This is a genomic window from Variovorax paradoxus, from assembly GCF_030811855.1.
GTDB classification, from domain to species: Bacteria; Pseudomonadota; Gammaproteobacteria; order Burkholderiales; family Burkholderiaceae_C; genus Variovorax; species Variovorax paradoxus_L.
The window spans coordinates 60,788-75,301 of sequence record NZ_JAUSRN010000018.1 but is presented as its reverse complement, the minus strand read 5'-3'; the positions used below and the strand labels follow the sequence as shown (position 1 = coordinate 75,301).

Below are 14,514 nucleotides of genomic sequence, written 5' to 3'. Positions count from 1 at the left end.
AGACTCGCCGCACTTCCGAAAAATCAGAGACAAAGGTCGGCGCAGCGGTGATTCACGGCGAGATCCATCAGAACGTGCGGCAATACATCAATGGCCGCTGGGAAACCAGCGCGACCACCGGTGTGAGCGCCAATCCTTCGGACACCAGCGAAGTGGTGGCCGAATACGCACGTGCCGATCGCCGTCAAGTCGAATCCGCGATTCGCGCTGCCGCCGACGCCTTTCCCCACTGGAGCCACAGCACGCCGCAGCGCCGAGCCGACGTGCTCGACCGCATCGGCACCGAGATCTTGGTGCGCAAGGACGAGCTGGGCCTGCTGCTGGCGCGTGAAGTCGGCAAGACCTTGCCCGAGGCTGTGGCCGAGGCCACGCGCGCCGGGCAAACATTCAAGTTCTTTGCGGGCGAGGCGATGCGCGGTGGGGGCGAGAACATGGCGTCGCTCCGTGCTGGCGTACAGGTCGACGTCACGCGCGAGCCGGTCGGCGTGGCCGGGCTCATCACGCCGTGGAACTCGCCGCTGGCGGTGCCGGCGACCAAGATTGCGCCCGCTCTCGCCTACGGCAACAGCGTGGTGTTCAAGCCGGCCGAACTGGTGCCGGCCTGCGGCTGGACGCTGGCCGAGATCATCAGCCGCGCCGCGCTACCCGCAGGCGTGTTCAACCTCGTGATGGGCAGCGGACGCGAAGCCGGCCAGGCGCTGGTCGACAGCCCGCTGGTCGATGCCGTGAGCTTCACCGGGTCGGCCCGCAACGGCGAACGCATTCTCCAGGCGGCCGCCGCGCGGCGCGCCAAGGTGCAGCTCGAGATGGGCGGCAAGAACGCGCTCGTGGTGCTGGCCGATGCCGACATCGATCACGCCGTGGACTGCGCCGTGCAGGGCGCCTACTTTTCCAACGGGCAGCGCTGCACGGCGTCGAGCCGACTCATCGTCGAGGCCGCCGTGCACGACGTGTTCGTGTCTCGGCTTCGCGAACGGCTCAAGGCGCTCAAGATCGGCCATGCGCTCGAACGCGGAATCGACATCGGGCCACTGGTCGACGAAGACCGGCTGGCGCGCAGCCTCGCATGGGTCGGCATCGCGCGAGAAGAAGGCGCCGAGCACGTGTGGGGCGGCGAGCCGCTCAAGCGCGCCACTGCTGGCCACTACATGAGCCCGGCGCTCTTCCTGGCCAAGCCCGGGCACCGCATCGCGCGCGAGGAAATCTTCGGCCCGCTGGCCTGCGTGCTGCGCGTCGCCGACTACGACGAAGCGCTGGCGCTATGCAACGACACGCCCTCGGGCCTCAGCGCGGGCATCTGCACCAACTCGCTCAAGCACGCGATGCATTTCAGGCGGCATGCCGAAGTCGGCATGACGATGGTCAATCTGCCGACCGCGGGCGTGGATTTCCACGTGCCCTTTGGCGGCCGCAAGGGGTCGGGCTACGGGCCGCGCGAACAAGGGCGCCACGCCGCGGAGTTCTACACGACGGTCAAGACCGGCTACATGCTGGCCTGACCACCACGGACGGTTTTCAACAGCAAGCAAACAGAGAAAGAAGGAGACATTTCCATGAAACTCAATCGCCGCACCCTCAGCATCGCACTCGCCGCCGCCTCGCTGGGCAGCCTCCTGCCCGCCACCGCGCTGGCGCAGAAGAAGATCGTGCTGGGCTTCAGCCAGGTTGGGGCCGAGAGCGAATGGCGCACCGCCAACACCGAGTCGATCAAGGCATCGGCCAAGGAAGCGGGCATCGAGCTCAAGTTCTCCGACGCGCAGCAGAAACAAGAGAACCAGATCAAGGCCATCCGCTCGTTCATTGCGCAGAAGGTCGACGTGATCGCGTTCTCGCCGGTGGTGGAGTCGGGCTGGGAAACCGTGCTGCGCGAAGCCAAGGCCGCGAAGATCCCGGTGGTGCTGACCGACCGTTCCGTCAACACCAAGGACGACTCGCTCTACGTGACCTTCATGGGCTCCGACTTCGTCGAGGAAGGCCGCAAGGCGGGCCGCTGGCTGGTCGAGAAGATGAAGGACCAGAAGGGCGAAGTCAACATCGTCGAGCTGCAGGGCACCGTGGGCTCGGCACCGGCCATCGACCGCAAGAAGGGCTTCGAGGAAATCATCAAGGCCGATCCCAAGTTCAAGATCGTGCGCTCGCAGACTGGCGACTTCACGCGTGCCAAGGGCAAGGAAGTGATGGAAGCCTTCCTGAAGGCTGAGGGCAAGAAGATCAACGTGCTGTTCGCGCACAACGACGACATGGCCATCGGCGCCATCCAGGCCATCGAAGAGGCCGGTCTCAAGCCCGCGAAGGACATCACCATCATCTCGATCGACGCCGTGAAGGGTGCCTTCGAAGCCATGATCGCCGGCAAGCTCAACGTGTCGGTGGAATGCAGCCCGCTGCTCGGCCCTCAGCTGATGAGCGCCGTGAAAGACATCAAGGCCGGCAAGGCGCTGCCCAAGCGCATCGTGACCGAAGAGACGATTTTCCCGATGGAAGTCGCCGCCAAGGAATTCCCGAATCGAAAGTATTGAGCTCTCTCCATTGAAACAACGGATCGCACCATGAAACGCAATTTCCTCAAGGCCTCGCTCGCAGGCATCGCACTGGTCATCGTCGGCATCGCGCCGCTCGCGCACGCGCAGGACAAGGGCCTGATCGCCATTTCGATGCCCACCAAGTCGTCGGCGCGCTGGATCGCCGACGGCGCCAACATGGTCAAGTACTTCAAGGAGAAGGGCTACAAGACCGACCTGCAATACGCCGACGACGACATTCCGAACCAGCTCGCGCAGATCGAAAACATGGTCACCAAGGGCTCGAAGGTGCTGGTCATCGCAGCCATCGATGGCACCACGCTGTCCGACGTGCTGCAGAAGGCCGCCGACAAGGGCGTGAAGGTCATCGCGTACGACCGCCTCATCAAGGGCTCGAAGAACGTCGACTACTACGCCACCTTCGACAACTTCCAGGTCGGCGTGCTGCAGGCGCAGTCGATCGAGGCCGCGCTTGGCCTCAAGAACGGCAAGGGCCCGTTCAACATCGAGCTGTTCGGCGGCTCGCCTGACGACAACAACGCCTTCTTCTTCTACAACGGCGCCATGTCGGTGCTGGACCCGTACATCAAGAGCGGCAAGCTGGTGGTGCGCAGCAAGCAGATGGGCATGGACAAGGTCGGCACGCTGCGCTGGGACGGCGCGGTGGCACAGGCCCGCATGGACAACCTGCTGTCGGCCTACTACACCAAGGACCGCGTCGACGCAGTGCTGTCGCCGTACGACGGCCTGTCGATCGGCATCCTGTCGTCGCTCAAGGGCGTGGGCTATGGCTCGGCTTCGCAGCCGATGCCGGTGGTATCGGGCCAGGACGCGGAGATCCCTTCGGTCAAGTCGATCCTGCGCAAGGAACAGACCTCGACCGTGTTCAAGGACACGCGTGAACTGGCCAAGGTCACTGTGGCGATGGCCGACGCGATGCTGTCGGGCAAGACGCCCGAGGTGAACGACACCAAGACCTACAACAACGGCATCAAGGTGGTGCCTTCGTACCTGCTCAAGCCCGTGAGCGTGGACGGCGGCAATTGGAAGCAAGTGCTGGTCGACAGCGGCTACTACAAGGAAAGCCAGGTCAAGTGAGTATTGCAATGGCGGCAGCGGATCCACGCATCCTGGAGATGCGCGGCATCACCAAGACGTTTCCCGGCGTGAAAGCGCTGAGTGACGTCAACCTGGCGGTGCGCGCAGGGGAAATCCATGCGGTGGTTGGCGAGAACGGCGCGGGCAAGTCGACGCTCATGAAGGTGCTGAGCGGCGTCTACCCGTGCGACTCGTACACCGGGGAGATCCACTTCGAGGGCGAGCTGCGCCGCTTCAGGAGCATTGCCGACAGCGAGAAGCTCGGCATCATCATCATCCACCAGGAGCTGGCGCTGGTGCCGCTGCTGTCCATTGCCGAGAACATCTTTCTCGGCAACGAGATTGCACGCGGCGGCGTGATCGACTGGTTTGCCGCCTATGCGAAGACCCGCGACCTGCTGGCCAAGGTGGGCCTCAAGGAGCCGCCCACCACGCTGGTGACCGATTTGGGCGTGGGCAAGCAGCAGCTGGTCGAGATTGCCAAGGCGCTGGCAAAGGAAGTCAAGCTGCTGATCCTGGACGAGCCCACCGCCAGCCTCAACGAGAACGACAGCGACGCATTGCTGATGCTCTTGCTCGAACTGAAGCGGCAGGGCATTGCGTCGATCCTGATCTCGCACAAGCTCAACGAAATTGCCAAGGTGGCCGACTCGATCACCGTGCTGCGCGATGGCGCCACGGTCGAGACGATGGACTGCCGCGGCCAGCCGATCAGCGAAGACCGCATCATCCGCGGGATGGTCGGCCGCGACATGGCACACCGCTATCCGCAGCGCCATCCGAAGATCGGCGAGACGGTGTTCGAGGTGCGCGACTGGCGCGTGCACCATGCGCTGCATGCCGATCGCGAGCAGATCAAGGGCGTGAATCTGCATGTGCGCCAAGGCGAGATCGTCGGCATCGCGGGCCTCATGGGTGCGGGGCGCACCGAACTCGCGATGAGCGTGTTCGGCAAGTCCTACGGCCAGCGCATCAGCGGCACGGTGCTGATGCACGGCCAGCCGGTGGACGTGAGCACGGTGCGCAAGGCCATCGACCATGGCATTGCCTACGTCACTGAAGACCGCAAGGGCCTGGGATTGGTACTCGAGGAAGACATTCGCAAGAACGTGAGCCTGGCCAACCTGGAGGCGGTTTCCAACGCCATGGTGATCGACGACGCGCGCGAATTCAAGGTCGCGGTCGATTACCGCAAGGCACTCAACATTCGCTCTTCGGGCGTGGAACAGCTGGTGGTCAACCTCTCGGGTGGCAACCAGCAGAAGGTGGTGCTCAGCAAATGGCTCTTCACCAAGCCCGAACTATTGATTCTTGACGAACCCACGCGGGGCATCGACGTGGGCGCCAAGTACGAGATTTACACCATCATCGACCAGCTTGCGAGCGAGGGCAAAGGCATTCTCATGATTTCTTCCGAACTGCCGGAACTGCTCGGTATGTGCGACCGCATCTACGTGATGAACGAGGGCCGCTTCGTGGCCGAATTTACGGCGGCAGAGGCTTCGCAGGAACGCATCATGCACGCCATCGTGAGCGCAGGGAGTTCCGTCCATGTCGCAGCCTGAAGTCAACGCGGCGGTGAACGCCGCCGCCCCCATCGCAGAGACTGGCCCCAAGCTGCATGCCGGCTTCCTGAAGAACAACCTGCGCGAATACGGCATGCTGATCTCGCTCGTCGCGATCATGGTGCTGTTCCAGGTGCTGACCGACGGCACGCTGCTGCGGCCCCTGAACCTCACCAACCTGCTGCTGCAGAACAGCTACGTCGTCATCATGGCGCTGGGCATGCTGCTGGTGATCGTGGCGGGCCACATCGACCTGTCCGTCGGCTCGGTCTGCGGCTTCATCGGCGCGCTGGCGGCGGTGCTGATGGTCGAGTACGAATGGCATTTCGTGCCCACGGCCATCATCAGCATTGCGGCGGGTGCGGTCATCGGCGCTGCGCAGGGCTGGTTCGTCGCGTTCCGAAAGATTCCGTCGTTCATCGTCACGCTCGCGGGCATGCTGGTGTTCAAGGGGCTCACGCTGGCGCTGCTGGCGGGGCAGTCGGTCGGGCCGTTCCCGGTCGAGTTCCAGCGGCTGAGCTCGGGCTTCATTCCCGACCCGCTGGGCGGCCTCGATGCCGGTGGGCTACGCATCACCTCGCTGGTGGTGGGTGCGCTGGCCGCGGCGGCGCTGGTGTTCTTCAAGCTGCGCGGCCGGGCCAAGCTCGCGGCGCACGGCATGGAAACGGAGCCCTATGCGTTCTTCCTGGTGAAGAACCTGTTCTTCGCGGGCATCATCCTTTTCTTCAGCTACCTGCTCTCGACCTACAAGGGCCTGCCCAACGTGTTGATCGTGATGGCGGTGCTGATCGTGGTGTACGACTTCGTTACCAACCGTACCACCATCGGCCGGCGCATCTATGCACTGGGTGGCAACGAGAAGGCGGCGCGGCTGTCGGGCGTGAAGACGCAGCGGCTGGCATTCCTCACCTTCGTCAACATGGGCGCGCTGGCCGCGCTCGCAGGCCTGGTGTTCGCGGCGCGGCTCAACACGGCCACCCCCAAGGCAGGCCTCGGTTTCGAGCTCGACGTGATCGCGGCCTGCTTCATCGGTGGAGCCTCGGCTTCGGGCGGCGTGGGCCGGGTGATGGGCGCGGTGATCGGCGCCTTCATCATGGGCGTGATGAACAACGGCATGTCGATTCTGGGCATCGGCATCGACTACCAGCAGGTCATCAAGGGCCTGGTGCTGCTGGCCGCGGTGTTCATCGACGTCTACAACAAGAACAAGTAAGCGCATGAGCCAGAGCAGCATCAGCCCCGTGCTCGAACTGCGGGGCATCCACAAGCAGTTCGGCGGCATTCCGGTGCTGCGCGACGTGCAGTTGCGGCTCTACCCGGGCGAGATCCACGCGCTCATGGGGCAGAACGGCGCGGGCAAGTCGACGCTGATCAAGGTGCTCACGGGCGTGCTGCCGTCGAGCGGCGGAGAGACGTGGCTGGACGGACAAGCCATTCATCCAGCTTCACCGCTCGAAGCGCAGAAGCTCGGCATCAGCACGGTGTACCAGGAGGTCAACCTCTGCCCGAACCTCTCGGTGGCCGAGAACGTATTTGCGGGCCGCTATCCGCGCTGCGGCGCTGCGCAGGGTTTTCGCATCGACTGGGCGGCGGTCAACCGCCGGGCCGAGGAACTGCTGGCGCGCATTGGCCTGGACATCGACGTGACGCGGCTGCTGTCGAGCTACTCGGTGGCGGTGCAGCAGATGGTGGCGATTGCGCGCGCGCTTGGCGTGTCGTCGAAGGTGCTGATCCTGGACGAACCGACCTCGAGCCTGGACGACGATGAGGTCGAGAAGCTGTTCGAGGTGCTGAGGCGCCTGCGCGGCGAAGGGCTTGCCATCGTCTTCGTCACGCACTTTCTCAATCAGATGTATGCCATATCCGATCGCATCACGGTGCTGCGCAACGGCAACTGGGTGGGCGAGTGGCGTGCCGCGGAACTTGGCCCGCAGGCGCTGATCGCGGCAATGCTGGGGCGCGAACTCGCGGCCCAGTCGGCGCGGCCTGCTGCGCTGCCAGCGCTCGATGAAGCGGCGCAAGCATTGCTGCAGGCCGAGGGCCTGGGGCAGGCGGGGCAGTTGCAGGCAACGGATCTGCGCGTGCGCGCCGGCGAGGTCGTGGGCATCGCGGGCCTGCTCGGGGCTGGCCGCACGGAGCTTGCGCGCCTGCTGTTCGGGCTCGAAACGCCCGACCGCGGCGTGCTCAAGATCGACGGCCGTTCGGTCAGCTTCTCGAACCCCGCCGACGCCATTCGCGAAGGGCTGGCGCTGTGCCCCGAAGAGCGCAAGACCGACGGCATCGTGGCCGAACTGTCGGTGCGCGAGAACATTGCACTCGCGCTGCAGGCGCGTCTCGGCACGCGGAAATTTCTCTCGCACGCCGAGCAGACCGCGATGGCCGAGCGTTTTGTCGCGTCTCTGGGCATCAAGACCGCGAGCGTGGAAACACCCATTGGCCTGCTCTCGGGCGGCAATCAGCAGAAGGCCATGATCGCGCGCTGGCTCGCGACCGAGCCGCGCCTCTTGATCCTTGACGAGCCCACGCGCGGCATCGACGTGGCGGCCAAGCAGGAAATCATGGAAGAGATATTGCGGCTTGCACGCGCGGGCATGGCGGTGATTTTCATTTCTTCCGAAATCAGCGAGGTGGTGCGCGTGGCGCACCGCATCGTGGTGCTGCGCGATCGCAAGAAGGTGGGCGAGCTGCCGGGCGGCGCGACCGAAGACGAGGTGTACGAAATGATTGCCGCAGCATGAAGATCTCTTTGTTTTTCTCCCTCCCCTCCCGGGGGAGGGCAGGGGTGGGGGCACGACGGCCTTCCATTGAGCGCGGCCCCATCGCAAGCGCCGTCTGCCCCCATCCCAACCTTCCCCCGGAAGGGGAAGGAGCAAGGCAGAACACATGACGCGTCTCTCCTCCTTCATGAGCCACCGCCTCGCGTGGCCCATCGTCACATTGCTGCTGCTACTCGCAGTCAATACCGCATTCAACGCCAGCTTCCTGCACCTCGAATGGCGCGACGGCCATCTCTACGGCAGCTTGATCGACATCGTCAATCGCGCAGCGCCGCTGGTGCTCGTGTCGCTCGGAATGACGCTCGTCATTGCCACTCGCGGCATCGACATTTCGGTAGGCGCGGTGGTGGCCATTGCTGCGGCCCTGGCCGCCTGGATGATTGGCGGCTCCGTGGCGAGCGACGTGAGCCGCTTTCCGATGTGGCTGGCCATCGTGGCGGCCTTGGGCATTGCGCTTTTGTGCGGCCTCTGGAACGGCATGTTGGTCGCCAAGGTCGGCATGCAGCCGATCATCGCGACGCTGATCCTCATGGTGGCGGGCCGCGGCATTGCGCAGCTCATTGCGGACGGGCAGATCATCACGATTTACTACAAGCCCTTCTTCTTCCTGGGCAGCGGCTATCTGCTGGGGTTGCCGTTCTCGCTGTTCATCGTGGCGGCGGTCTTCGTGCTGTTGTACCTGGCGATCACGCGCACGGCGCTCGGCCTGTTCATTCAGGCGGTGGGCATCAACCCGACGGCTGCGCGTGTGGCGGGCGTGCAGGCGCGGCGGCTCATCGTCGGCGCGTATGCGTTTTGCGGCGTGTGCGCGGGCATCGCAGGCCTCTTGATCAGCTCCAACGTCAAGAGTGCGGACGGTAATAACGCGGGCCAACTGCTCGAACTCGACGCGATCCTGGCGGTGACGCTGGGCGGCACAGCGCTCACGGGTGGGCGCTTCAGCCTCATGGGCAGCGTGATCGGCGCGCTGATCATCCAGACGCTGACCTACGCCATCTACTCGCTCGGTGTGCCGCCGGAGATCAATCTTGTCGTGAAGGCCGTGGTGGTGTTCGCGGTGATGCTGTTGCAGTCGCCGGAATTCAGGGCCGAGGTGCGGGCGCTGGTTCAGCGGCCTGTGCATGAGGGAGCAAGTTCATGAGCCCCCGCCCGGCCGTTCCGAAGGGGGCTCGCACCGCAGTGCGCAGCACGGAGGTTACCCAATGAGCGCGGTGATCGAGACGGCTGTACCCTCACCCCAACCCTCTCCCGCGCGTGGGAGAGGGGGCAAGACGGGGCTCAATCCGAAGTACTTGCCGCTCACGGCGACCATCTCGCTGTTCGTGCTGATGGCCACGCTGGGCTCGGTGTTCTACGACGGCTTCTTCTCGGCGCAGGTGTTCCTCAACCTGCTGATCGACAACGCGTTCCTGATCGTCGTTGCCGTGGGCATGACCTTCGTGATTCTTTCAGGCGGGATCGATCTCTCGGTGGGCTCTGTGATTGCGCTCACCACGATGGTCTCGGCCTCGCTGGTCGAGAAGCACGGCTGGAGCCCCGCGGTGGTGATTCCGCTGGTTCTGGTCATGGGAACGGCCTTCGGCGCGTTCATGGGCCTGCTCATCGAGCGGTTCAGGCTGCAGCCCTTCATCGTCACGCTGGCAGGCATGTTCCTGGCGCGCGGGCTCTGCTATCTGATCAGCATCGATTCGATCAGCATTACCAACGCGTTCTATGCCGAGGTTTCGCAGATCCGCATTCCGGTGTGGGGCGAGGCTTCGCTCTCGATCAGCGCGGTGATCGCCATCGCGGTGCTGCTGGCGGCGGTGTTCATTGCGCATTGCACGCCTTTCGGACGCACCGTGTACGCCATTGGCGGCAGCGAGCATTCGGCCATGCTGATGGGCCTGCCGGTGCGCTCAACGCTCGTCGGCGTCTACACGCTGTCGGGCTTCTGCTCGGCGCTGGCGGGCGTGATCTTCACTTTCTACATGCTGTCGGGCTACGGACTGCATGCGCTGGGGTTGGAGCTCGATGCCATTGCGGCAGTGGTGATCGGCGGCACGCTGCTCACGGGCGGCGTGGGCTATGTGGCGGGCACGCTCTTCGGTGTGTTGATGCTCGGGATCATCCAGACGCTGATTTCCTTCGACGGCACGCTGAGCTCGTGGTGGACCCGCATCGTGGTGGGTGCGCTGCTCTTCGTGTTCTGCCTGCTGCAGCGCTTCTTTACTTCGCGTGCGCCGCGGCGCTGACGCTTTTTTCTTTTTCTCTCGCCTTCAGGAACCTTCCGCATGCCGGACCAAAACCCAAAGAAGAAGCTTCGCTCGACCGAATGGTTCGGCTCGGCCGACAAGAACGGCTTCATGTACCGCAGCTGGATGAAGAACCAGGGCATACCGGACCACGAGTTCGACGGCCGGCCGATCATCGGCATCTGCAACACATGGTCGGAACTCACGCCCTGCAACGCACACTTCCGCAAGATTGCCGAGCATGTGAAGCGCGGCATCTCGGAAGCGGGCGGCTTTCCGGTCGAGTTTCCGGTGTTCTCCAACGGCGAATCGAACCTGCGGCCCACGGCCATGCTTACGCGCAATCTCGCGAGCATGGACGTGGAAGAAGCCATCCGCGGCAACCCGGTCGATGCGGTGGTGCTGCTGACGGGCTGCGACAAGACCACGCCCGCACTGCTGATGGGCGCAGCAAGCTGCGACATCCCGGCGATCGTGGTGACGGGCGGGCCCATGCTCAACGGCAAACTCGAAGGCAAGAACATCGGCTCGGGCACGGCCGTGTGGCAGCTGCACGAGTCGCTCAAGGCCGGCGAGATCAACCTGCATCAGTTCCTCTCGGCCGAAGGCGGCATGTCGCGCTCGGCGGGCACCTGCAACACCATGGGTACGGCCTCGACCATGGCCTGCATGGCCGAGGCGCTGGGCACTTCGCTGCCGCACAACGCCGCGATTCCGGCGGTCGACGCGCGGCGCTATGTGCTTGCGCAGATGTCGGGCATGCGCGCGGTAGAGATGGCGAAGGAAGGGCTCACGCTGTCGAAGATCCTCACGCGCGAGGCCTTCGAGAACGCCATTCGCGTCAACGCCGCCATCGGCGGATCGACCAATGCGGTGATCCACCTGAAGGCGATTGCGGGTCGCATCGGAGTCGATCTCGAGCTGGAAGACTGGACGCGCATCGGCAGCGACACGCCCACCATCGTCGATCTGCAGCCCTCAGGCCGATTCCTGATGGAGGAGTTCTACTACGCGGGCGGCCTGCCAGCCGTGTTGCGCCGCCTGGGTGAAAGCGGTCTCTTGCCGCACCCGGGTGCGCTCACCGTCAACGGCCAGTCGCTCTGGGACAACGTGCGCGACGCGCCGAGCCTCAACGACGAGGTGATCCGCCCCCTGGACAACCCGTTGATCGCCGATGGCGGCATTCGCATCCTGCGCGGCAATCTCTCGCCGCGCGGCGCGGTGCTCAAGCCCTCCGCGGCCTCGCCCGAGCTGCTGAAGCACCGGGGTCGCGCGGTGGTGTTCGAGAACCTGGAACACTACAAGGAGCGCATCGTCGACGAATCGCTCGAGATCGATGCGAGTTCGGTGATGGTGCTCAAGAACTGCGGCCCGAAGGGCTATCCCGGCATGGCCGAAGTGGGCAACATGGGGCTGCCACCGAAGTTGCTGCGCCAAGGCGTGAAGGACATGGTGCGCATCTCGGACGCGCGCATGAGCGGCACGGCCTATGGCACGGTGGTGCTGCACGTCGCTCCTGAAGCGGCGGACGGCGGGCCTTTGGCCGCGGTACGCGACGGCGACTGGATCGAGCTCGACTGCGATGCGGGCCGGCTTCACCTGGACATCAGCGACGAAGAATTGGCGTCACGCCTGGCTTCATTGAGCAGCACCGATGCGCAGCCGATGAGCACGCGCGGCGGCGGCTATCAGAAGCTCTACGTCAACCACGTGCTGCAGGCCGATGAAGGCTGCGACTTCGACTTTCTGGTGGGCTGCAGAGGCTCCGCCGTTCCCCGTCATTCACACTGATTCAACATGACTCCCAGATACCGCGGCATCTTTCCGGTGGTGCCCACCACCTTCACCGAACAGGGCGCGCTCGACCTCGAAAGCCAGAAGCGCTGTGTCGACTTCATGATCGACGCTGGCTCAGATGGGCTTTGCATCCTGGCCAATTTTTCCGAGCAGTTCGTGCTGTCGGACGAAGAGCGCGAAGTGCTCACGCGCACGATGCTGGAGCACGTGAAAGGGCGCGTGCCTGTCATCGTGACGACCACGCACTACAGCACCAAGGTCTGCGCCGAGCGCAGCCGCCGTGCGCAAGACATGGGCGCGGCCATGCTGATGGTGATGCCGCCCTATCACGGCGCCACATTCCGCGTGCCCGAGCCGCAGATCTTCGAGTTCTATGCCGGCCTTTCCGACGCTGTGAGCATTCCGATCATGATCCAGGACGCCCCTGCCAGCGGCACGGTGCTGTCGGCGCCGTTTCTCGCGCGCATGGCCAAGGAGATCGAGCACGTCGCGTACTTCAAGATCGAGACCCCCGGTGCGGCCTCGAAGCTGCGCGAACTGATCCGCCTTGGCGGCGATGCCATCGAAGGCCCGTGGGATGGCGAAGAGGCCATCACGCTGATGCCCGACCTCGATGCAGGCGCGACAGGTTCAATGACCGGCGGCGGCTACCCGGACGGTATCCGCCCGATCATCGAAGCGCATCGTGCAGGCGATCGCGACAAGGCCTTTGCGCTTTACCAGCAGTGGCTCCCGCTCATCAACTACGAGAACCGCCAAGCCGGCCTCTTGGCCTGCAAGTCGCTCATGAAGGAGGGCGGCGTGATCGCTTGCGAGGCACCGCGGCACCCATTGCCGGCGATGCACCCGGACACGCGCGCAGGATTGATTGAAACCGCGAAACGGCTCGATCCGCTGGTGCTGCGCTGGGCGCGTTGAAGAGAGAAAGAAGGGAATAGAGAAGGGCGCTCAGCCCTGCTCGAGTTCGCTGACCTGCAGCGACAGGTCGAACAGCTTCGACTTGCTCGCGTAATAGCGATCCAGCCGCCATTCCTTCAGGATGTCCATGGCCAGTTCGAAGCTCTTGTAGTCGAGATCGTAGAGCGTGACCAGTTCGAAGCTGCGTGCAGATTCGAGCGCCAATACGAGCTGCGCCAGGATCTTGGCCGATTCGTTGGCCGGGTCCGTTTCGATGAATCGGCGAGCGACCTTGATGGCATTCATGGGAAAGTGTTCCTCGGTAGGCAGAGACCAGGAACTATAGCTAGCACGCGGCTGTGCTTTATGACAGTCTTGTGACAAACGGGGTCATCGCAGCGCACAGCAAGGCAGGCCGCCGCCCCTCACACCATGTGGGCGGCGGCGCTGCACGACCCAAGACGGCCTTGCCGTGCGTCAGCGAACAGGCGTCATCGGCGCCGGCTCCATGGGCGCGGGAGCCATCGGCTGCATCGGTGCCATCTGCTGCATCGGTGCCATCGGCGCAGTCGGCGCCATGACTGGCGGCGGCACGCGTGAAGGCGCCGGTTCCGGTGCCGGCATCGCGGCGGGGGCGGGCATGACCACGGTGGTGACGGACTCGCGGATTACGCCACCGCCCATCACGCTGCCATCCACATTGCCGCTGGCGTTGCCGCTGCCCCCGAGCACGCGGGCCTCGCAGTCGGCGCGGTCCGCCGGCGGTTGCAGGCTGCAGCGCGCAAGCGCATTGCGGCGGTAGTCGGGAGCGCTGGTCAGCCCGCCGCGCGCGGCCTCCAGGCGTGCGGCGCCGGCCTCGCGAATGCAGGCCGCGCGGTCTTGCTGGTTGCGGCCGCAGACCGAGAGCTCCTGCTGGTAGGTGGAATCGCCGCGGCGCGGCTGCTGGGCCGAGGCCGACGTGGCCGCGGCAATACCGCCCACGGCTATCAGGGCGGCAATCATCGAACGGGTAGTGCTGTTCATGGTGTGCTCCTTGGAGTGACCTGAAACAAGAGATCAAATGTTGGACGGGACAGGCCGCGCCAAGTTGCGCGCGGCCAATGTTCAACGCGTGGGTGTCACGGGTTGCGGCGGCAACGGGGTTACGGTTTCGCGGATGATGCCGCCACCCATTACGCTGCCTTCGGTGCTGGTGCGTGCCCCGCCCTGCAGACGGGCTTCGCAGTCGGCGCGGTCAGCTGCGGGCTGTTCGCGGCAGCGTGCCATCGCATTGGCATCGGCACGGCCGGGGCCGACGCTGGTGAGACCGTTGCGGGCGGCTTCCTGCCGTGCGGCGCCGGCTTCGCGCAAACATGCGGCGCGGTCCTGCTGCACGCCGTCGCAAGTGGCGCGCTCCTGCTGCGCACGCGCGGCGGAACCTGGCTCGGGTGCCTGTGCCTGCGCAATCGATGCGCCGGGCAAGAGAAGAAAACTGCTTGCTGCAAAAAGCGCGGCAGCAAAAAGGCTGGAACGAACTGTTGTTGTCATCGGGTGCTCCTGGTTAAGGCGCGCCCTCCGAAAGCGCGACCGGACCTTTAGTCTGGTCCGGCGCCTCTCTCCAGGGTGTGGGACTGCATAGACAGCA

The 14,514-nt window shown here is 64.6% G+C and carries 13 protein-coding genes; 10 read left to right on the top strand and 3 right to left on the bottom strand.

The window, feature by feature from the left end:
* Positions 1–47: 47 nt before the first annotated feature.
* From J2X92_RS25950 to J2X92_RS25905, 10 genes are all read left to right on the top strand, one after another.
* Complete coding sequence (locus J2X92_RS25950; protein WP_307580135.1) at positions 48–1,499, top strand: aldehyde dehydrogenase family protein; 1,452 nt, start codon at positions 48–50, stop codon at positions 1,497–1,499.
* A 54-nt stretch (positions 1,500–1,553) separates the two neighbouring features.
* Positions 1,554–2,519 carry an ABC transporter substrate-binding protein gene (locus tag J2X92_RS25945; RefSeq protein ID WP_093019729.1) on the top strand — a complete coding sequence of 322 codons (966 nt, stop codon included), beginning with the start codon at positions 1,554–1,556 and terminating at the stop codon, positions 2,517–2,519.
* A 30-nt stretch (positions 2,520–2,549) separates the two neighbouring features.
* The gene (chvE, locus tag J2X92_RS25940; RefSeq protein WP_093019731.1) at positions 2,550–3,620 is read left to right on the top strand and encodes a multiple monosaccharide ABC transporter substrate-binding protein; all 1,071 of its coding nucleotides are present in this window, start codon (positions 2,550–2,552) and stop codon (positions 3,618–3,620) included.
* 8 nt (positions 3,621–3,628) lie between these two features.
* Complete coding sequence (mmsA, locus tag J2X92_RS25935) at positions 3,629–5,185, top strand: multiple monosaccharide ABC transporter ATP-binding protein (protein ID WP_307580230.1); 1,557 nt, start codon at positions 3,629–3,631, stop codon at positions 5,183–5,185.
* Positions 5,172–6,398 (top strand): multiple monosaccharide ABC transporter permease, encoded by a 1,227-nt coding sequence (gene mmsB, locus J2X92_RS25930; protein ID WP_307580132.1) that lies wholly within the window; start codon positions 5,172–5,174, stop codon positions 6,396–6,398. The genes mmsA and mmsB overlap by 14 nt, the downstream gene beginning before the upstream one ends.
* A gap of 4 nt (positions 6,399–6,402) precedes the next feature.
* Positions 6,403–7,923 (top strand): sugar ABC transporter ATP-binding protein, encoded by a 1,521-nt coding sequence (locus tag J2X92_RS25925; RefSeq protein WP_307580130.1) that lies wholly within the window; start codon positions 6,403–6,405, stop codon positions 7,921–7,923.
* Between the two features lie 145 nt (positions 7,924–8,068).
* Positions 8,069–9,103 (top strand): ABC transporter permease, encoded by a 1,035-nt coding sequence (locus J2X92_RS25920; RefSeq protein ID WP_307580128.1) that lies wholly within the window; start codon positions 8,069–8,071, stop codon positions 9,101–9,103.
* Between the two features lie 61 nt (positions 9,104–9,164).
* Positions 9,165–10,196 carry a galactofuranose ABC transporter, permease protein YjfF gene (yjfF, locus tag J2X92_RS25915; protein ID WP_307580126.1) on the top strand — a complete coding sequence of 344 codons (1,032 nt, stop codon included), beginning with the start codon at positions 9,165–9,167 and terminating at the stop codon, positions 10,194–10,196.
* A 39-nt stretch (positions 10,197–10,235) separates the two neighbouring features.
* On the top strand, positions 10,236–11,987 hold the full coding sequence (locus J2X92_RS25910; RefSeq protein ID WP_307580124.1) for an IlvD/Edd family dehydratase: 1,752 nt from the start codon (positions 10,236–10,238) through the stop codon (positions 11,985–11,987).
* Positions 11,988–11,993: 6 nt separating this feature from the next.
* Positions 11,994–12,911, top strand: a complete 918-nt coding sequence (locus J2X92_RS25905; protein WP_307580123.1) for a dihydrodipicolinate synthase family protein — start codon at positions 11,994–11,996, stop codon at positions 12,909–12,911.
* Positions 12,912–12,941: 30 nt separating this feature from the next.
* Here the strand turns inward: J2X92_RS25905 and J2X92_RS25900 are convergent, their stop codons facing one another.
* The 3 genes from J2X92_RS25900 to J2X92_RS25890 all read right to left on the bottom strand — a co-directional run bounded on the left by J2X92_RS25900 (position 12,942) and on the right by J2X92_RS25890 (position 14,417).
* Complete coding sequence (locus tag J2X92_RS25900) at positions 12,942–13,196, bottom strand: hypothetical protein (RefSeq protein ID WP_307580122.1); 255 nt, start codon at positions 13,194–13,196, stop codon at positions 12,942–12,944.
* Between the two features lie 171 nt (positions 13,197–13,367).
* Positions 13,368–13,913, bottom strand: coding sequence for a hypothetical protein (locus J2X92_RS25895; RefSeq protein ID WP_307580120.1), 546 nt, complete (start codon positions 13,911–13,913; stop codon positions 13,368–13,370).
* Positions 13,914–13,994: 81 nt separating this feature from the next.
* Positions 13,995–14,417 (bottom strand): hypothetical protein, encoded by a 423-nt coding sequence (locus J2X92_RS25890; RefSeq protein WP_307580118.1) that lies wholly within the window; start codon positions 14,415–14,417, stop codon positions 13,995–13,997.
* Between the last annotated feature and the right edge of the window lie 97 nt (positions 14,418–14,514).